We start from the raw sequence: 17,143 nt of genomic DNA, 5'->3' as shown, positions 1-17,143 counted from the left end.
GGGACTTTCACAACGCCCCCGGGCCGTGTTGCCCGGACGTGGCGGCTTCCGGGCCCGGCGTCGGTCCGTAGTGTCCGGCGAGCGCCGCGGCGCGCTCGCGCAGGGAGGCGCGCAACCAGTGCGGGGTCAGGGCTTCGGCGTGCGCGGCGAGCTGCCACAGGGCCCATTCGGCGTGCCGGGCGTCCTGGAAGGTCACCGTCAGCCGTAGCCGGCCGTCGGGGTCGGGCTTCTCGGCGAGGACGGCCAGCACGGTGTCCAGCAGGTCCTCCCGCCGGGCCGGTTGCAGCAGGAGCAGCACGGTGACCTGGTCGCCGCCCGTCCGGAACCGCGAGCCGCGGTCCCGCCAGGCCCGGTCCAGATCGATCCGGTCCGCCCGCTGCGCGGGTTCGTCGAGTTCCTCCGCGGCCCGGACCCGGGACAGCCGGTAGGTGCGGTCCTCGCCCGCTCGCGTGGCCAGCAGGTAGCCGCGCTCCCGTACGGTGACCAGGCCGATCGGGTCCACCGTGCGCCACCGTGCCGGGCGGTCCGTCGCCGCGTAGTGGATGCGCAGCCTGTGTCCGGCGAAGACCGCGCGCCTGATCTCGGACACGACCGGGTCGGACAGCTCCTCGACGGCCACGCGGCGTGAGAGGAGGTCGGTCTCCGGGTCGATGAGCAGGCGCTCGGCCACGCCGGTCGCGGCGTCCCGATGGCTTTCGGGCAGCGCGTCGACCACTTTGAGCATGGCCGAGGCGAGCGCCGAGCCGAGGCCGAACGCCTGCGCGCCGCGCCGGGATCCGGCGACCAGGAGCGCGAGGGACTCGTCGTGGTTGAGTCCGGTGAGTTCGGTCCGGAACCCGGGGAGCAGCGCGAAGCCGCCGTGCCGGCCGCGTTCGGCGTGGACGGGGACGCCGGCGGCGGACAGCGCCTCCATGTCGCGCAGCACGGTGCGGGTGGACACCTCCAGTTCGCGGGCCAGCGTCGCCGCGGACAGTCGACCGCGCCGGCGCAGCAGCAGCACGAGGGAGACCAGCCGATCGGCGCGCATGTGAAAACCCTACCGACATACACGACAGAGGGTGTCGTGATTCGTTGCGAGGCTTTCCCCACGACGTCGAGGACGGTCGGCCACCGGGCCGACCGACGGACGGGCGTGGTTGCGGTCGACGCATCGAACGGAGCGGACATGACGATGGAACGCACGGCGGTCAACCCGTGGACGTGGTCGGTGGAACTGGGCTACAACCAGGGCGAGGTCGTCTCCGGTCAGACCCGGACGCTGTACTGCGCGGGACAGACCTCGATGAGCGGGGACGGGAAGCCCCTGCACGACGGTGACATGGCGGCGCAGTTGGCGTTGAGCCTGGACAACCTGGAGGCCGTGCTCGACGGGGCCGGGATGTCCCTCGGGAACCTGGTGCGGCTCAACGTCCACACCACGGACGTCGACCTGCTCTTCCGGCACTACGCCGTGCTGGCGGCGCGGTTGGGGGCCGCCGGGGTCGCGCCGCCCACCACGATGCTCGGGGTGGCCCGGCTGGCGATCCCCGGCCTGATGGTCGAGTTGGAGGGGACCGCCGTCGCGTGACGCGGGGGCGCGGACGCCGCCGGCCCGGCCCCGGCGCCCGGGGGCGGGCGGGGTCGGGCCGGCGCGGTGGAGGCCGCGGGTGCTACGCGCTGCGGGCGTAGCTGCGGTGCGCGGGGTCGCGGACCTCGCCCACCAGCATCTCCAGGACGTCCTCCAGGGCGACGAGGCCGAGGACGCGCCCGGCCGGGTCGGCGACCTGCGCCAGGTGGGTGGCGTCGCGCCGCATGACGCTGAGGGCGTCGTCGAGGGGCAGGGTGGAGCACAGCGTGGTCATCCGGCGCCAGACCCGCTGGGGGACCGCCCGCTCGCGGTCCTCCAGGTCGAGGACGTCCTTCACGTGCAGGTAGCCCATGAAGGCGCCGGTGTCGGAGCGGACCGGGAAGCGGGAGTAGCCCGTACGGACCGTCAACTGCTCGATCTGGCGGGGTGTCACCGCCGGGCCGACGGTGACGAGCCGTTCCCTGGGCAGCAGGACGTCGGTGACGGGGCGGCTGCCCAGTTCCAGTGCGTCCTCCAGGCGCTCCTGTTCGACGGACCCGAGGAGCCCGGCCTGCCGGGAGTCCTCGACGAGCCGGCCGAGCTGGGCGGAGGTGTAGACGGCCTCGACCTCGTCCTTGGGCTCGACCTTGAAGAGCCGCAGGACGATTGCGGCGCAGGCGCCGAGGGCGGCGGTGACCGGCCCGCACACGCGGGCGAAGGCGACCAGCCCGGGGCTGAACCACAGGGCGGTCCGTTCGGGGGCCGCCATCGCGAGGTTCTTCGGGACCATCTCGCCGATCACCAGGTGCAGGAAGACCACGGCGGACAGCGCGAACGCGTAGCCGAGGGGGTGGATGAGGCCCTGCGGGACGTGGACGGCGTGGAAGACGGGCTCCAGCAACCGGGCCACGGTGGGCTCGGCCACCGCGCCGAGGGTGATCGAGCAGAGGGTGATGCCGAACTGGGCGGCCGCCATCATGCGGGGCAGGTTCTCCAGCCCGTACAGCACCTGGCGGGCCCGCTTGGATTCCGCCGCGAGGGGCTCGATCTGGCTGCGGCGCACGGAGACGAGTGCGAACTCGGCTCCGACGAAGAAGCCGTTGGCGAGGACCAGGAGCAGGGCGAAGAGGAGTTGGAGGGCGTTCACCGGGCAGCGCCCTCCAGCTCGGCCGGGGCTCCGGCGGTGTCCGCGGTGCGGACGGGTTCGGAGCGGGCGCCGGGGTCGGTGCCGTCCCGGTCGGCCCCGGGACGGGGCCCGTACGGGGCACCCGCGGGGACCGTCGCCAGCCGGACGAGGCGGACGCGTTCGGCGCGGTTGCGGCCGACCTGGCGGACGGACAGCTTCCAGCCGGGGAGCTCGGCCCGGTCCCCGGGTGCGGGGATGCGGCCCAGCAGGTCCGCGACGAGACCGGCGACGGTTTCGTAGGGGCCCTCGGGGACTTCCAGGCCTATGCGGCGCAGGGTGTGGACGCGGCAGCTGCCGTCGGCCTCCCAGGAGGGGCGGCCGTCCTCGGGGGGTGCGGCGGCCAGTTCGGGGCGGCCGTCCTCGGCCAGGTCGTGCTCGTCGCGGACCTCGCCGACGAGTTCCTCCACGATGTCCTCCAGGGTGACCACGCCGGCGGTGCCGCCGTATTCGTCGACCACCACGGCCATCGGCTGTTCGCTGCGCAGCCGTTCCAGCAGGGGCTGGACCGGCAGGGAGCCGGGCACCAGCAGCGGGGCGACGCAGATCCGGCCGACGGGGGTGCGGGAGCGCCGGCCCTCGGGTACGGCCAGGGCGTCCTTGAGGTGGACCACACCGGTGATCTCGTCGATGCGTTCGCGGTACACCGGGAAGCGGGACAGTCCGGTGGCCCGGGTCAGGTTCAGCACGTCGGCCGCGGTGGCCGTGTGCTGGAGGGCGCTGACCTTCACGCGGGGGGTCATGACGTGCTGGGCGGTGAGCCCGCCCAGCGACAGGGTCCGTACGAAGAGGTCGGCGGTGTCCTGTTCGAGGGCGCCGGCCTGGGCCGAATGGCGGACCAGGGAGACCAGTTCGCCGGGGGTGCGGGCGGAGGCCATCTCCTCGGTCGGCTCCACTCCCAGGGCCCGTACGAGACGGTTCGCGACGGAGTTGAGGCCGGCGATGACGGGCCGGAAGGCCCGGGAGAACGCCTGCTGGGGACCGGCGACGAAGCGGGCCACCTGGAGCGGGCGGGAGACGGCCCAGTTCTTCGGGACGAGCTCGCCGACGACCATCTGGACGGCGGAGGCGAGCAGCATGCCTATGACGACGGCGATGCCGGGGACGGCGCCCCCGGGCAGGCCGGTCGCGGCGAGCGGCCCGGACAGCAGGGCGGCGAGGGCCGGTTCGGCCAGCATGCCGACGACGAGGGAGGTGATGGTGATGCCGAGCTGGGTGCCGGAGAGCTGGAAGGACAGCTCCCGCAGGGCGTCGACGACCGTGCGGGCACGGCGGTCCCCCTCGGCGGCGGCGCGTTCGGCCTCGGGTCTCTCCACGGTGACGAGGCCGAACTCGGCAGCCACGAAGAAACCGTTGGCGAGGATCAGGGCGAAGGCCGCCAGGAGCAGGAGTAGCGGGGTGGTCATGCCGCCGCCTCCGGGGGGAGGGCGGCGCGGGTACTACCGGACGATCCGTCCATTGCTGGAGGGAGTCACTCCTCTGGTCGCAGGTGCCCACGGGCCTCGGGGTCCCGGGGCGTGCGCCTCGAATTCCGAGGCGTGTGGGAGGGCGCACGGCGGCGCCCCGCCACCAGGGTAGTCATTGGGATCGCGGCCGCAATGGGACGCAGCGGCGGGACCGGACGGGCTAGCGGTCGTTTGCGCCGCTTCCCCGGGTTTCGGCCAGTGCGCGCAGGGCGCGGGCGTCGCCGATCGCCCGGGCCCTGGCGACTCCGGGCTGGATGCCGAGGACGGGCAGGCTGGTGCCGTCGCTGAGGTCCAGGAACACCCACGGGTCGCCGGGGCGGAGGTTGACGCGCAGGATCTGCGCCCACTCCAGGCGGCGGGTGGTGGTCAGGTTGATGACCGTGACTCCGCCCTCGTCGGCGACCACCTTGGGGCGGCTGAGCAGGACGAGGACCGAGCTGAGCAGGGCGGCGGTGAAGACGAAGCTGACGCGCTCGCCCGCGCTGAGCTTCTCCAGCAGCAGCGCGACGGTGGTGATCGTCGCGAACATGGCGAGCCCGACGCTCAGCAGCACGACCCGCGTCCGGTTCGGCCGGAAGGTGACCGGCAGGGTGGGCGTTGCGGGCTGGGCGGCGGACTCGGCCATGGGTGCGCTCGGTTCTGCGAGGGGGTGGGGGGACGTCTGCTGCCGGGGGCAGCAGGTGTCAGAGGCGGCAGGCGTGGATCGAGGTGGTGAGGATCGCGCGCGCGCCGAGCTCGTACAGGTCGTCCATGATCCGCTGGGCTTCCTTGGCGGGAACCATCGCGCGGACGGCGACCCAGCCCTCGTTGTGCAGCGGGGAGATCGTCGGCGACTCCAGGCCCGGGGTGAGGGCGACCGCGCGCTCCAGGTGCTCGGCGCGGCAGTCGTAGTCCATCATCACGTAGCTGCGGGCCACCAGGACGCCCTGGAGGCGGCGCAGGAACTGCGCGACCTTCGGGTCGTCGGCGCCGGCTCCGGTGCGGCGGATGACGGTCGCCTCGGACTTCAGGATCGGCTCGCCGATGACCTCCAGGCCGGCGTTGCGCAGGCTGGTGCCGGTCTCGACGACGTCCGCGATGATCTGGGCGACGCCGAGCTCGATGGCGGTCTCGACGGCGCCGTCGAGGTGGACGATGGAGGCGTCGATGCCGAGTTCGGCGAGGTGCTTGGCGACGATTCCCTCGTACGAGGTCGCGATCGTCATCCCGCCGAAGTCCTCGGGGCCCTTCGCGGTGCCGGGCTTGGTGGCGTAGCGGAAGGTGGAGCGCCCGAAGTTCAGCGGGAGGATCTCCTCGGCGTTGGCCCCGGAGTCCAGCAGCAGGTCACGGCCGGTGATGCCGATGTCGAGCTTGCCCGAGGCGACGTAGATCGCGATGTCCTTCGGGCGGAGGTAGAAGAACTCGACCTCGTTCTCGGGGTCGACCGTGACGAGTTCCTTGGACTCCTTGCGCTGGCGGTATCCGGCCTCATGGAGCATCGCCGACGCCGCTCCGGAGAGTGAGCCCTTGTTGGGGACGGCGATGCGCAGCATGGGGCTTCCTTTGGTGCGTAGGTGCTTGGTTGCTTACGGGTGTGCGTGAGCGGGGCGCGGGGGGCCCGCGGCGCGGCTCCGGGCCTAGAGGTGCGCGTAGACGTCGTCGAGGGAGATCCCGCGCGCCACCATCATCACCTGGACGTGGTAGAGCAGCTGGGAGATCTCCTCGGCGGCGGCTTCCTTGCCCTCGTACTCGGCGGCCATCCAGACCTCCGCGGCCTCCTCGACGACCTTCTTGCCGATGGCATGGACGCCCTTGCCGACGAGTTCGGCGGTGCGGGAGGTGCTGGGGTCGCCGGTGGCGGCCTTGAGCTGGAGCTCGGTGAAGAGCTCTTCGAAGGTCTTGGAGGTGTTCGCCATGATGGTCCTCAGAATAAGGGGTCCCCCGCTGCCACTCAGCGCCAGGGTTCGCTGACCGTCCGCAGGGTCATGGCGGTGGAGACGGCGGCGGTGACCGCTTCGTGCCCCTTGTCCTCGTTCGACCCCTCAAGCCCGGCGCGGTCCAGCGCCTGCTCGTCGTTGTCGCAGGTCAGGACGCCGAAGCCGACGGGAACTCCGGTGTCGATCGACACCTGTACCAGGCCCTGGGTGACGCCCTGGCACACGTAGTCGAAGTGCGGGGTGCCGCCGCGGATGACCACTCCGAGGGCGACGATGGCATCGTAACCGCGACCGGCGAGTACCTTCGCCACGACCGGGAGCTCGAAGCTGCCGGGGACGCGGAGCAGGGTGGGCTCGTCGATGCCCAGCTCGTGCAGGGCCCGCAGGGCGCCGTCGACCAGCCCGTCCATGACCTTCTCGTGCCACTGGGCAGCGATCACGGCGACCCGGAGGTCTCCACAGTTCTTCACGCTCAGTTCGGGTGCGCCCTTGCCGCTCACAGCTCTGCTCCTCGGTGGTTCGTGTGTCGGTGTGCACGTGGTGTGGGTGTGCGGTGTTGCCGGTGGTGCGGTGGTGCTGGTGGTGCGGTGCTACTGGTTGCCGCAGGCGGAGGTGGTCACGGCCCCCTCCAGCCAGGGCAGGTCGTGCCCCATCCGGTCCCGCTTGGTGCGCAGGTACCGCAGGTTGTGCTCGCCCGCCTCGACGGGCATCGACTCCCGGCCGGTGACCGTGATGCCGTGCCGGACCAGCGCGGCGGACTTGTCGGGGTTGTTGGTCAGCAGCCGGACGCTGCGGACGCCGAGGTCGGAGAGGATCTGGGCGCCGGCGCCGTAGTCGCGGGCGTCGGCGGGGAGTCCCAGTTCCAGGTTGGCGTCCAGGGTGTCGCGGCCGCGCTCCTGGAGCTCGTAGGCGCGCAGCTTGGACAGCAGTCCGATGCCGCGGCCCTCGTGCCCGCGCAGGTAGACGACGACGCCGCGGCCCTCGGCCTGGATGCGGCCCATGGAGGCGTGCAGCTGGGGTCCGCAGTCGCAGCGCTGGGACTGGAAGATGTCGCCGGTCAGGCACTCGGAGTGCATGCGGACCAGGACGTCGGAGCCGTCGCCGATGTCGCCGTGGACGAGGGCGACGTGCTCGACGCCGTCCACGGTGGAGCGGAAGCCGAACGCGGTGAAGGCCCCGAACGCGGTCGGCAGGCTGACCTCGGCCTCGCGGCGCACGGTGGGCTCGGCCGAGCGGCGGTAGGCGATCAGGTCCTCGATGGAGATGATCGTCAGGCCGTGCTTGCGGGCGAAGGGGATCAGCTCGGGGAGCCGCAGCATGACGCCGTCCTCGCCGGCGATCTCCACGATGGCGCCGGCCGGACGCAGACCCGCGAGGCGGGCGAGGTCGACGGCGGCCTCGGTGTGGCCGTTGCGGACCAGCACGCCTCCGGGCCTGGCCCGCAGCGGGAAGACGTGACCGGGACGGACGAAGTCGGACGGCTCGCTCGCGCCGTTGGCCAGCAGGCGCAGCGTCGTCGAGCGGTCGGCCGCGGAGATTCCGGTGCTGACGCCGTGCGCGGCGCTCGCGTCGACGGAGACGGTGAAGGCCGTCTGCATCGACTCGGTGTTGTTGTGGACCATCTGCGGGAGTTCCAGCCGGTCCAGCTCGGGGCCCTCCATGGGGGCGCAGATCAGGCCGCGGCACTCGCTCATCATGAACGCGATGATCTCGGGGGTGGCCTTCTCGGCGGCGATGACGAGGTCGCCCTCGTTCTCGCGGTCCTCGTCGTCCACGACGACGATCGGCCGCCCGGCGGCGATGTCGCGGATGGCCTGCTCGACCGGGTCGAGTCGGAAGGTCTCCTGCGGCTCGGCCTCGGGCACGTCCGGCACGGGCTTGAGGGTGGTCATGCCGTTGCTCCTTCGAGGGCCGGGGCGGGGGTGGTGCGCGAGCGCTGGTACCAGTCGTACGCGCCCCACAGGACGAGGGCGAAGTAGACGACGTACACCAGACCGGAGAAGGCCAGGCCGCTGTTGAAGGCGAGAGGGACGCCCACGAGGTCGACGAGCAGCCAGGCGAACCAGAACTCGACGAGGCCGCGGGCCTGGGCCACCATCGCGACGATGGTGCCGACGAAGATGTAGGCGTCGGCCCAGGGGCTCCACGACAGCGACGGGACGAGCGTGAACAGGCCTCCGACGGCGAGGGTGCCCGCCACCGCTCCGGCGAGGAGCAGGCCGCGCTCCTTCCAGGTGGCGGTGCGCACGGCGATCGACCCGTCCTGGGCCTTCTGCCGGCCGAGCTGCCAGGCGCGCCAGCCCCAGATCGCGACGGAGATCACCAGGAGCTGCTTGCCGATGCCGCCCGCGAGCTGCGCGGAGGCGTAGGCGGCCACCAGGATCAGGCCGGAGAGGAGCTGGGCGGGCCAGGTCCATATGGAGCGCCGCCAGCCGAGGGCGAGGGCGGCCAGGCCCATCAGGTTGCCGATCATGTCGGACCAGATGACCTTCTGGCCGAAGACCTCGAAGGCCTCCGCGTTGAGCCAGGTCAGGGCGCTCACCGCTGCTCCCCCTCGCCGTGGAGCGGGTCGACGCCGGCGGCCAGGAGGCGTTCGACGTACTTGGCGAGGACGTCGACCTCCAGGTTGACCCGGTCGCCGGGCTGCTTGATGCCCAGGGTGGTCAGCCCGAGGGTGGTGGGGATGAGGCTGATGGTGAAGTGGTCCGCGGCGGCCTCGACGACGGTGAGGCTGACGCCGTCGACGGTGATCGAGCCCTTCTCCACGACGTACCGCGTCAGGTGCGCCGGGAGGGCGACCTTGACGAGTTCCCAGTGCTCGGAGGGGGTGCGGGAGAGGATCTCGCCGGTGCCGTCCACGTGCCCCTGGACCAGGTGGCCGCCCAGGCGTCCGCCGAGGGCCATCGGGCGCTCCAGGTTGACCCGGGAGCCCTGGACGAGGGATCCGAGGCTGGAGCGGTTCAGGGTCTCCTGCATGACGTCGGCGGTGAACTCGCCGTCGGCGGTCTCCACGACGGTCAGGCAGACGCCGTTGACGGCGATCGAGTCGCCGTGCTTGGCGCCCTCGGTCACGACGGGGCCGCGCAGGCGGAAGCGGGAGGCTTCGGCGAGCGGCTCGACGGCGGTGACCTCGCCCAGTTCTTCGACGATTCCGGTGAACACTCAGTGCTCCTTGGGGGCGGTGGGGCGGGAGGGGTGGGTGGGTGTGGCGGTGATGCGGATGTCCGTGCCGAGGCGGGTGGTACCGGTGAGGGTGAGCCGCAGGGCCTCGGTGATGGTCGTGATCCCGGCGTCGGCGAGGGCGGCGGGGCCGGCCCCGAGGAGGACGGGGGCGAGGTAGCCGACGACCTTGTCGACGGCCCCGGCGGCGACGAAGGCGCCCGCCAGGGTGGAGCCGCCTTCGAGGAGGACGGAGCGCACGCCGCGCGCGTGCAGTTCGGCGAGGAGGGCCTCGATCGACAGCCCGCGCCCGTCGTGGGGCAGCCGGACCACGTCCACGCCGGGCAGGTGCCCGGTGTCGGCGTCCTTCCCGACGGCGATCAGGGTCGGGGCGGCGTCGTCGAGGACGCGGGCGGCGGGCCGGACGCCCGCGTGGGTGTCGAGGACGACCCGCAGCGGCTGGACCGCGCCCTCGACGCCCCGCACGGCGAGGTGCGGGTCGTCGGCGCGCAGGGTTCCGGCGCCGACGACGACGGCGTCGGCCTCGGCGCGCAGCCGGTGGACGTCGGCGCGGGACTCGGCGCAGGTGATCCAGCGGCTGGTGCCGTCGGCGGCGGCGGTGCGGCCGTCGAGGGTGGCGGCGTACTTCCACAGGACGTGGGGGCGGCCGAGGCGTACGGAGGTCAGCCAGGCGGCGTTGCCCTCCTCGGCCTCGTCCGCGAGGAAGCCGGCCTCGGTGTCGATACCGGCGGCGCGCAGGGTGTCGCCGCCGCCACTGGCCTGCGGGTTCGGGTCGGGGACGGCGTAGACCACGCGGGCGACGCCGGCTTCGACGAGGGCCTGGGCGCAGGGGCCCGTGCGGCCGGTGTGGTTGCAGGGTTCGAGGGTGACGTAGGCGGTGCCGCCGCGGGCGGCGTCGCCTGCGGCGCGCAGGGCGTGGACCTCGGCGTGCGGGCCGCCGGCGCGCCGGTGCCAGCCCTCCCCGACGACGTTGCCGGCGGGGTCGGTGATGACGCAGCCGACGACGGGGTTGGGGCTGGTGGAGCCGAGCCCGCGGGCGGCGAGCTCGATGGCCCGGCGCATGGCGGTGGCGCTCGGGTCGGGTACTGCCTGCGCGGCGTGTGTCGCCACCGGATCCTCCTGCCTCATCGGGCACGGACTCCGGGGCCTGTCGGGAAACGACAGATGAAGCGGGTAGCGGACGCGGGAACGCCGGGGCCGGAAATACGGTCCGTTTCGAGACGTATCCGCTGGGATACGCCGATGGACCGCCGACGGCGGCGTACCGGTCACTGGCCCGCCGCGCACTGCCTCCCATCCGGACTTTAACCGTCGGTCCAGGAATTTCACCTGGTCAACCGGCCGCTGGATGCGGACGGGTCGCGGACTATAACCGCCGGTTCGGAATTACACCGACCCCGGAGTGCGCTGCTACTGGTACTAGGGCCAGTGTGCCACGGGTGATCCGAGGCCATGCGAGTGAATCGCTGTGGCCTGGGTCACAAACAAGCCGTTCTTGAGCGGTGGCGGCTCATGTCGTGCAGCCCCTCCGGCAGCGCCGCCGGGCACACGTCGCCGGCGCCGTACCCGCCTCTCGCCGGCGCCGCGCCCGCGCCCCGCCGGCACGGCGCCCGCGCCCCGGACGGGCCGGGCCGGCACTCCGCACACCCTTTGGTCCAGACCTATTGACGGGTTGGTCTAGTCCTCTTAACGTTCCCTTCATCCTCCCGGGGAGCCGGCCCTGCCGACGTGCGCACGTCCCAGGCCAACCAGCGTCATTTTTCTGCTTGTTGCTGCACGTGGTGTCCTGCCATCCTCCCCTCCCCAGGAGGCACAATGCTGTCCCCCACCCGTACGAGAGCGATGCTGCTGGCATCCGGCGCCGTCATCGCCGGCCTGCTGGTAGGCGGGCTCTCCGCAGGCGTCTCGCACGCCGCCGACAACGAGAGCTGTCGCCCCGACGGGCTGTACAAGACCCCCGGGGTCGACGTCCCGTACTGCTCGGTCTACGACTCCGAAGGCCGCGAGAAGATGGGCGCCGACCACCAGCGCCGCGTCATCGGCTACTTCACCGGCTGGCGCACCGGCAAGGACGGCACGCCCGCCTACCTCGCCAACAACATCCCGTGGTCGAAGATCACCCACATCAACTACGCCTTCGCGCACGTCGGTTCCGACAACAAGATCTCCGTCGGCGCGGACAACGCGAACAACGCGGCCACCGGGATGACCTGGCCGGGCGTCGCGGGCGCGGAGATGGACCCGTCGCTCCCCTACAAGGGGCACTTCAACCAGCTGACGAAGTTCAAGAAGCAGTACCCGAACGTCAAGACGCTCATCTCGGTCGGCGGTTGGGCCGAGACCGGCGGGTACTTCGGGGACGACGGCAACCGGGTCAACTCCGGCGGCTTCTACTCGATGGCCACCAACGCCGACGGCTCGGTGAACCAGGCCGGCATCGACACCTTCGCGAACTCCTCCGTCGACTTCATCCGCAAGTACGGGTTCAACGGCGTCGACATCGACTACGAGTACCCGACCACGATGAAGGACGCGGGCAACCCGCTCGACTGGCAGCTCGCCAACGCCCGCCGCGCGGGCCTCGTCAAGGGTTACGACGCCCTGATGAAGAGCCTGCGCGAGAAGCTCGACCGGGCCGGCGCCGCCGACGGCAAGCACTACATGCTGACCGTCGCCGCCCCCTCCTCCGGCTACCTGCTGCGGGGCATGGAGACGTTCCAGATGCAGAAGTACCTGGACTACGTCAACATCATGTCCTACGACCTGCACGGCGCCTGGAACGAGTACGTCGGCCCGAACGCCTCGCTGTTCGACGACGGCAAGGACGGCGAGCTGGCCGCCGCGAACGTCTACGGCAGCTCGCAGTACGGCGGCATCGGCTACCTCAACACCGACTGGGCCTACCACTACTTCCGCGGCTCGATGCCGGCCGGCCGCATCAACATCGGCCTGCCGTACTACACCCGCGGTCACAAGAACGTCCAGGGCGGCACCGACGGGCTCTGGGGCAAGGCCTCCGCGACCACCTGCCCGGCCGGCGCGGGTCTGACCAAGTGCGGTGACGGCGCGACCGGCATCGACAACCTGTGGCACGACAAGGACACCAACGGGGTCGAGTCCCCGGCGGGCTCCAACCCGATGTGGCACGCCAAGAACCTGGAGAAGGGGATCGTCGGCGACTACGTCACCAAGTACGGATTCCCGGCGAACACCACGCTGACCGGCACCTACGCCCGCAAGTACGACTCGACGCTGGTCGCGCCGTGGCTGTGGAACGCGCAGAAGAAGGTCTTCCTGTCCACCGAGGACGAGCAGTCGGTCGCCGCGAAGGCGGACTACGTGGTCAACCGCGGCATCGGCGGCACCATGGTCTGGGAGATGGCGGGCGACTACGGCTGGAACGCCGCCAAGGGCCAGTACGAGATCGGTGACACCCTCACCACGCTGATGTACGACAAGTTCAAGGCGGCGACGCCGTACGGCGCGACGAAGTCCAACACCGCGCTGCCGACGCAGGCCGTGGACGTGAAGGCGGAGTTCACCGAGTTCAAGCTCGGCGACTCCAACTACCCGCTCACCCCGAAGGTCAAGATCACCAACAACACGAAGTCGGCGCTGCCCGGCGGCACCGAGTTCCAGTTCGACTACGCGACGGCCGCCCCGAGCAACGCCTCGGACCAGTCGGGCTTCGGCACCAAGGTGATCAAGAGCGACCACACCGGCAGCAACGTGGGCGGTCTGAAGGGCGACTTCCACCGCGTCTCGCTGAAGCTCCCGGCGTGGCAGTCGCTCGCCCCGGGCGCCTCGGTCGACCTGGCCTTCAACTACTACCTGCCGGTGTCCACCCCGTCCAACTGGACGGTGAACATCTCCGGCACGACGTACGCCTTCGCCGGGGACCTGGCGCGCGGCACCACGGTCGTGGAGCCCGGCGGCACGCAGCCTCCGACCACTCCCCCGACCACCCCGCCCACGACTCCCCCGACCACGCCGCCCACCACGCCTCCGACGACCCCGCCGGGCGGCACCTGCACCAACCCGGCGTACGTGGCCGGCCAGGTGTACAACAGCGGAAGCCTCGTCTCCCACAACGGCCGCAACTGGAAGGCCCAGTGGTGGACGCAGAACGAGGCTCCCGGCACCACCGGCGAGTGGGGCGTCTGGAAGGACCAGGGCGCCTGCTGACACCCGGTGCCTGAGCACCACTGACACACCGTGCGCGAGACCCGGTGGCCCGGCGGCCACCGGGTCCTCGTGCGTGCGGGGCCCTTTCCGGGTTCCTCCCGCGGGGCTGTCACGTTCGGCGGGGCCGTTCTGTCCCACTGGTGTACGCACCCCTCGGGAAGGACGGACACACCATGAGCACGATCCTCGTCACCGGAGGCACCGGGAACCTCGGGGCCCTCGTCGTGGAGCGACTGCGGGACCGGGGCCACGAGGTCCGGGCGCTGAGCCGGCACGCCCGGGACTTCCCGGTCGACCTGCGGGACGGCCGGGGGCTGGACGCGGCGATGGCCGGCGTCGACGTGGTCGTGCACTGCGCGAGCAGTCCGCGCGGGGGCGACGAAACGGCCGCCCGGAACCTGGTCGCGGCGGCCCGGCGGGCGGGCGGCGTCACCAACCTCGTGTACATCTCGATCGTCGGCGTGGACGTGGTGCCGCTCGGCTACTACCGGTCGAAGCTCGCGGTGGAGCGGCTGCTGGAGGCCTCCGGGCTCGGGATCACGATCCTGCGGACCACCCAGTTCCACGACCTGGTGGCGCAGTTGGTGGACGCCGCGGCGAAGCTGCCGGTGGTCCTGCTGCCGAGGGGTGTACGGGTGCAGCCGATCTCCGCGGCCGAGGTCGCGGACCGGCTCGCGGACCTGGCGGTCCCCCGCCCCGCGGGCCGGGTCCCGGACATGGGTGGCCCCGAGGTCCGCGGCCTGGCGGAGCTGGGCCGCGCCCGCCTCACGGCGACCGGGCGCCGCCGCCGGGTGGTCACGGTCCCGCTGGCCGGGAAGACGTACGCCGCCTTCCGTGAAGGCGGCAACCTCGCCCCGGCGCACGCGGTGGGCCGAACCACCTTCGCCGAGCACCTCCTGCGCGGGCGGGGCTGACCGGGGACGGCCGGCGGGGCGGCGGGGCGGCGGGGCGGCGGGGCGGCGGGGCGGCGGGGCGGCGGGGCGGCGCCGGAGTTTGTCGGCGCCGCCGTGCGGAGCCGCTGGGCGGGAACCCGCCGGAGGCCCCGCCGCCAGGCACCGAGCCGCTCGACCGGACCCCATGGGAAGCCCCGGTCGCACCCCACCGAGCCACTCGACCGAATCGGGCCGAAGGCCGGTCGGCGGGGCCGCGTCGGAGGCCGTCAGGTGCCGAAGAGGATCGTCTGGGCGGCTTCGCGGGCGGCCAGCAGGGCCCCCTCCATGACGGCCGGTCCGCCGAGGGCGGTGGCGCGGACCGTCGTCGGGACGGGCGTCAGCCCCGCGAGGCGGCGCTCGACGCGGGCGGCGAGGGGGGCGCCGCCCGCCCGCCCCAGCTCGCCGCCGAGCACCACGCAGCCCGGGTCGAGGATCGCGGCGACGGCCGCCGCGCCGAGCGCGAGCCGTTCGGCGAGGGCGTCGAGGAAGGGCTCCCCCGCGGCCCCGGCGACGGCCTCGTCCACCGGTCCGGTGAAGCCGTGTTCCGCCGCGAGGGCCGCCACGCCGGCGCGCCCCGCCAGGGCGTGGAAGCCACCGCCGCAGTCGCCGGCGGAGGGCAGCCCGGCGGTGCCGGGAACGGGAAGGAAGCCGATCTCGCCGGCCCCGCCGGAGGCGCCCCGGCGCAGCCGTCCGTCCAGCACGACGGCGGCGCCCACCCCGGCGCCGAGCCACAGCAGGACGAAGGAGTCCAGGTCGCGGGCGGCGCCGACGCGCTGTTCCGCCAGGGCCGCCAGGTTGGTCTCGTTCTCCACCAGCACCTTGGCCGGCAGCCGCAGTTGGAGGGTCGTCACGAGGTCCCGGTGCCAGGACGGCAGCCCGATGGTGTCGCCGAGCTCACCGCTGGCCGGCGCGACCAGACCCGGCGCTCCGACGACGACGGTGTGGAGCCGTTCGGCGCCCGCCTCGCGCGTCAGGGCCTCCAGCCGCGCCACCGCCTCCTCGACGGCGTCGACCGGCAGGGCCGCCCGGGCGAGGGGTTGCCCCAGCAGGTCGGTGACCACCGCCGTCGCGCTGTCCGTCCGTACGTCCAGCGCGGCGAGGTGGGCCCGGCGGGCGACGATCCCGTACAGGCGGGCGTTCGGGCCGCGCCGCTGCTCGCCCGACTCCCCCACCACCTCGATCAGCCCCGCGCCGGCGAGCCGCTCGACGAGGTCGGCGACGGAGGGCCGGGACAGGCCGGTCAGCTGCTTGAGCTGGGCCGCCGTCAGCGGCCCCTCGGCCTGGAGGAGTTCCAGCGCGAGCCGGTCGTTCATGGCCCGGGCCGTGCTCGGCGAGGCGGGGGACGGGGCGGCGGCGGTCGTCAGCGCCTTGGCAGGGGTCACGGCGCCCATCTTAGGGAGGTTCACGGCACTAACCATCAGGAAGGGTCCCTGATAGTTTACGTCCATGACCGGGGACACCGACCTCAGCCCGGCGCGGCTGCGCCACGCCCGTTTCGCGATCGCCGCCGTGTTCTGCACGCACGGCGCCGTGACCGGCTCCTTCGCCACCCGCATCCCGTGGATCCAGGACCACGCCCAGCTCGGCTCGGGCACCCTGGGCCTCGCCCTCGCCTTCCCCGCCCTGGGCGCGGCGCTGGCGATGCCACTGGCCGGGCGGATCAACCACCGGTTCGGCGCGCGCACCGCCCTGCGCGGGCTGCTCTGCCTGTGGACCCTGTCCCTGGTCCTGCCCGCCCTCGCCCCCAACCTGGTCGCGCTGTGCGCGGCGCTCTTCGTGTACGGGGCCACCGCAGGCATGTCGGACGTGGCGATGAACGCGCTCGGCGTGGAGACCGAGAACCGGCTCGGCCGCTCGATCATGTCCTCGTTGCACGGCATGTGGAGCGTGGGCGCGCTGCTCGGTTCGGCCGCCGGAACGGTCGCCGCGCACCTGGGGGCCGACGCCCGGCTGCATCACGCGGTGGTCGCACTGGCCCTGACCGCGGCCGGGCTGGTCGCCGTCCGGGGCGTGCTGGACCTGAAGGGGGATCAGGAGGCGGAGGCGCCGCCGCACTTCACCCTGCCGCCGAAGTCCGCCCTCCTGATCGGCGCCATCGGCTTCTGCGCGGTCTTCGCCGAGGGGGCGAGCCTGGACTGGTCCGCGGTGTACCTGCGGGACGTCCTGGAAACGGACGCGGGCCTGGCCGCCGTCTCCACCACGGCCTTCGCGCTGACCATGGCCGTGGCACGGCTCGTCGGGGACCGGGTCGTGGACCGGTTCGGGGCGGTGCGCACCGTCCGGGCGGGAGGCGTACTGGCCACTCTGGGCGGAGTGTTGGTGGTCGCGGTCCGGCATCCGGCGGGCGCCCTGGCCGGCTTCGCGCTGATCGGACTGGGCATCGCGGTGGTGGTTCCGCTGGCCTTCGCGGCGGCGGGCCGCAGCGGGCCGGCGCCGGCCCAGGCCATCGCGGGCGTCGCCACGATCACCTACACCTCGGGGCTGATCGCGCCCTCGGCGATCGGCGCGGTGGCCGACGCGACCTCGCTGGTGGTGTCGTTCGGGCTGGTCACGCTGCTGGCCTTCGCGTTGGTCCTGGGGGCCGGCGTCCTGCGCACGAAGCGGGCGGTGGGCCCTGCCGATCCCGTCAATCGGGACGAACCCGCACCTATCGGACCGTAATATGGCGGCTGGCGCGCCGCGGTGAGCGAGCGGCGGACCGCCAGGATGCTTGACGGGCCGCAGGAACGGAAGTG

16 protein-coding genes and 1 riboswitch are annotated in these 17,143 nt (G+C 72.7%); of the genes, 4 read left to right on the top strand and 12 right to left on the bottom strand.

Annotation, left to right across the window (positions count from 1 at the left end):
* Window positions 1-7: 7 nt before the first annotated feature.
* Window positions 8-1,027: a helix-turn-helix transcriptional regulator gene (locus ACZ58N_RS36075; protein ID WP_471168970.1), complete on the bottom strand. Its 1,020-nt coding sequence runs from the start codon at window positions 1,025-1,027 to the stop codon at window positions 8-10.
* Window positions 1,028-1,171: 144 nt separating this feature from the next.
* On the opposite strand from ACZ58N_RS36075, the gene ACZ58N_RS36070 reads away from it, so the two are divergent.
* Entirely contained in the window at window positions 1,172-1,567 is a 396-nt protein-coding gene (locus ACZ58N_RS36070) for a RidA family protein (protein ID WP_471169019.1), read from the top strand.
* 82 nt (window positions 1,568-1,649) lie between these two features.
* On the opposite strand, the gene ACZ58N_RS36065 is transcribed toward ACZ58N_RS36070, so the two are convergent.
* From ACZ58N_RS36065 to ribD, 10 genes are all read right to left on the bottom strand, one after another.
* A complete protein-coding gene (locus tag ACZ58N_RS36065) occupies window positions 1,650-2,693 on the bottom strand; it encodes a hemolysin family protein (RefSeq protein WP_471168967.1) in 1,044 nt (347 codons plus the stop codon).
* The gene (locus ACZ58N_RS36060; protein ID WP_471168966.1) at window positions 2,690-4,135 is read right to left on the bottom strand and encodes a hemolysin family protein; all 1,446 of its coding nucleotides are present in this window, start codon (window positions 4,133-4,135) and stop codon (window positions 2,690-2,692) included. Before ACZ58N_RS36060 ends, ACZ58N_RS36065 begins: the two co-directional genes overlap by 4 nt.
* Before the next feature lie 220 nt (window positions 4,136-4,355).
* Entirely contained in the window at window positions 4,356-4,820 is a 465-nt protein-coding gene (locus tag ACZ58N_RS36055) for a PH domain-containing protein (protein ID WP_471168963.1), read from the bottom strand.
* A gap of 58 nt (window positions 4,821-4,878) precedes the next feature.
* Window positions 4,879-5,727: an ATP phosphoribosyltransferase gene (gene hisG, locus ACZ58N_RS36050; RefSeq protein ID WP_389707793.1), complete on the bottom strand. Its 849-nt coding sequence runs from the start codon at window positions 5,725-5,727 to the stop codon at window positions 4,879-4,881.
* An 84-nt stretch (window positions 5,728-5,811) separates the two neighbouring features.
* Window positions 5,812-6,090 carry a phosphoribosyl-ATP diphosphatase gene (locus ACZ58N_RS36045; RefSeq protein ID WP_281205179.1) on the bottom strand — a complete coding sequence of 93 codons (279 nt, stop codon included), beginning with the start codon at window positions 6,088-6,090 and terminating at the stop codon, window positions 5,812-5,814.
* A 35-nt stretch (window positions 6,091-6,125) separates the two neighbouring features.
* Window positions 6,126-6,611 (bottom strand): 6,7-dimethyl-8-ribityllumazine synthase, encoded by a 486-nt coding sequence (gene ribH / locus ACZ58N_RS36040; protein WP_007262951.1) that lies wholly within the window; start codon window positions 6,609-6,611, stop codon window positions 6,126-6,128.
* Between the two features lie 90 nt (window positions 6,612-6,701).
* A complete protein-coding gene (locus tag ACZ58N_RS36035; protein WP_471168959.1) occupies window positions 6,702-8,003 on the bottom strand; it encodes a bifunctional 3,4-dihydroxy-2-butanone-4-phosphate synthase/GTP cyclohydrolase II in 1,302 nt (433 codons plus the stop codon).
* Entirely contained in the window at window positions 8,000-8,653 is a 654-nt protein-coding gene (locus tag ACZ58N_RS36030) for a nicotinamide mononucleotide transporter family protein (protein WP_471168956.1), read from the bottom strand. The genes ACZ58N_RS36035 and ACZ58N_RS36030 overlap by 4 nt, the downstream gene beginning before the upstream one ends.
* Complete coding sequence (locus tag ACZ58N_RS36025) at window positions 8,650-9,273, bottom strand: riboflavin synthase (protein WP_471168953.1); 624 nt, start codon at window positions 9,271-9,273, stop codon at window positions 8,650-8,652. The genes ACZ58N_RS36030 and ACZ58N_RS36025 overlap by 4 nt, the downstream gene beginning before the upstream one ends.
* Window positions 9,274-10,353, bottom strand: coding sequence for a bifunctional diaminohydroxyphosphoribosylaminopyrimidine deaminase/5-amino-6-(5-phosphoribosylamino)uracil reductase RibD (gene ribD / locus ACZ58N_RS36020; RefSeq protein WP_471169017.1), 1,080 nt, complete (start codon window positions 10,351-10,353; stop codon window positions 9,274-9,276).
* Between the two features lie 217 nt (window positions 10,354-10,570).
* Window positions 10,571-10,701: riboswitch (FMN riboswitch) on the bottom strand.
* A gap of 405 nt (window positions 10,702-11,106) precedes the next feature.
* On the opposite strand from ribD, the gene ACZ58N_RS36015 reads away from it, so the two are divergent.
* The gene (locus ACZ58N_RS36015; protein WP_471168951.1) at window positions 11,107-13,476 is read left to right on the top strand and encodes a chitinase C-terminal domain-containing protein; all 2,370 of its coding nucleotides are present in this window, start codon (window positions 11,107-11,109) and stop codon (window positions 13,474-13,476) included.
* Between the two features lie 173 nt (window positions 13,477-13,649).
* The gene (locus ACZ58N_RS36010; protein WP_471168949.1) at window positions 13,650-14,390 is read left to right on the top strand and encodes an SDR family oxidoreductase; all 741 of its coding nucleotides are present in this window, start codon (window positions 13,650-13,652) and stop codon (window positions 14,388-14,390) included.
* 245 nt (window positions 14,391-14,635) lie between these two features.
* Here the strand turns inward: ACZ58N_RS36010 and ACZ58N_RS36005 are convergent, their stop codons facing one another.
* Window positions 14,636-15,799: an ROK family transcriptional regulator gene (locus ACZ58N_RS36005; protein ID WP_471169014.1), complete on the bottom strand. Its 1,164-nt coding sequence runs from the start codon at window positions 15,797-15,799 to the stop codon at window positions 14,636-14,638.
* A gap of 55 nt (window positions 15,800-15,854) precedes the next feature.
* On the opposite strand from ACZ58N_RS36005, the gene ACZ58N_RS36000 reads away from it, so the two are divergent.
* Window positions 15,855-17,069 (top strand): MFS transporter, encoded by a 1,215-nt coding sequence (locus ACZ58N_RS36000; RefSeq protein ID WP_471168947.1) that lies wholly within the window; start codon window positions 15,855-15,857, stop codon window positions 17,067-17,069.
* The last annotated feature ends 74 nt before the right edge of the window (window positions 17,070-17,143 follow it).

This window comes from Streptomyces sp. NPDC040432 (assembly GCF_055595445.1).
The sequence above is the reverse complement of the archived record's forward strand: the minus strand, read 5'-3'. Positions and strand labels throughout refer to the sequence as shown.

Bases quoted from the DNA above. Each gene is read 5' to 3' on its own strand.
- ACZ58N_RS36005 (WP_471169014.1), bottom strand. From the start codon at position 15,799: ATGGGCGCCGTGACCCCTGCCAAGGCGCTGACGACCGCCGCCGCCCCG.
- ACZ58N_RS36035 (WP_471168959.1), bottom strand. From the start codon at position 8,003: ATGACCACCCTCAAGCCCGTGCCGGACGTGCCCGAGGCCGAGCCGCAG.
- hisG (WP_389707793.1), bottom strand. From the start codon at position 5,727: ATGCTGCGCATCGCCGTCCCCAACAAGGGCTCACTCTCCGGAGCGGCG.
- ACZ58N_RS36045 (WP_281205179.1), bottom strand. From the start codon at position 6,090: ATGGCGAACACCTCCAAGACCTTCGAAGAGCTCTTCACCGAGCTCCAG.
- ACZ58N_RS36000 (WP_471168947.1), top strand. From the start codon at position 15,855: ATGACCGGGGACACCGACCTCAGCCCGGCGCGGCTGCGCCACGCCCGT.
- ACZ58N_RS36015 (WP_471168951.1), top strand. From the start codon at position 11,107: ATGCTGTCCCCCACCCGTACGAGAGCGATGCTGCTGGCATCCGGCGCC.
- ACZ58N_RS36055 (WP_471168963.1), bottom strand. From the start codon at position 4,820: ATGGCCGAGTCCGCCGCCCAGCCCGCAACGCCCACCCTGCCGGTCACC.
- ACZ58N_RS36070 (WP_471169019.1), top strand. From the start codon at position 1,172: ATGGAACGCACGGCGGTCAACCCGTGGACGTGGTCGGTGGAACTGGGC.
- ribD (WP_471169017.1), bottom strand. From the start codon at position 10,353: ATGCGCCGGGCCATCGAGCTCGCCGCCCGCGGGCTCGGCTCCACCAGC.
- ACZ58N_RS36075 (WP_471168970.1), bottom strand. From the start codon at position 1,027: ATGCGCGCCGATCGGCTGGTCTCCCTCGTGCTGCTGCTGCGCCGGCGC.
- ACZ58N_RS36010 (WP_471168949.1), top strand. From the start codon at position 13,650: ATGAGCACGATCCTCGTCACCGGAGGCACCGGGAACCTCGGGGCCCTC.
- ACZ58N_RS36060 (WP_471168966.1), bottom strand. From the start codon at position 4,135: ATGACCACCCCGCTACTCCTGCTCCTGGCGGCCTTCGCCCTGATCCTC.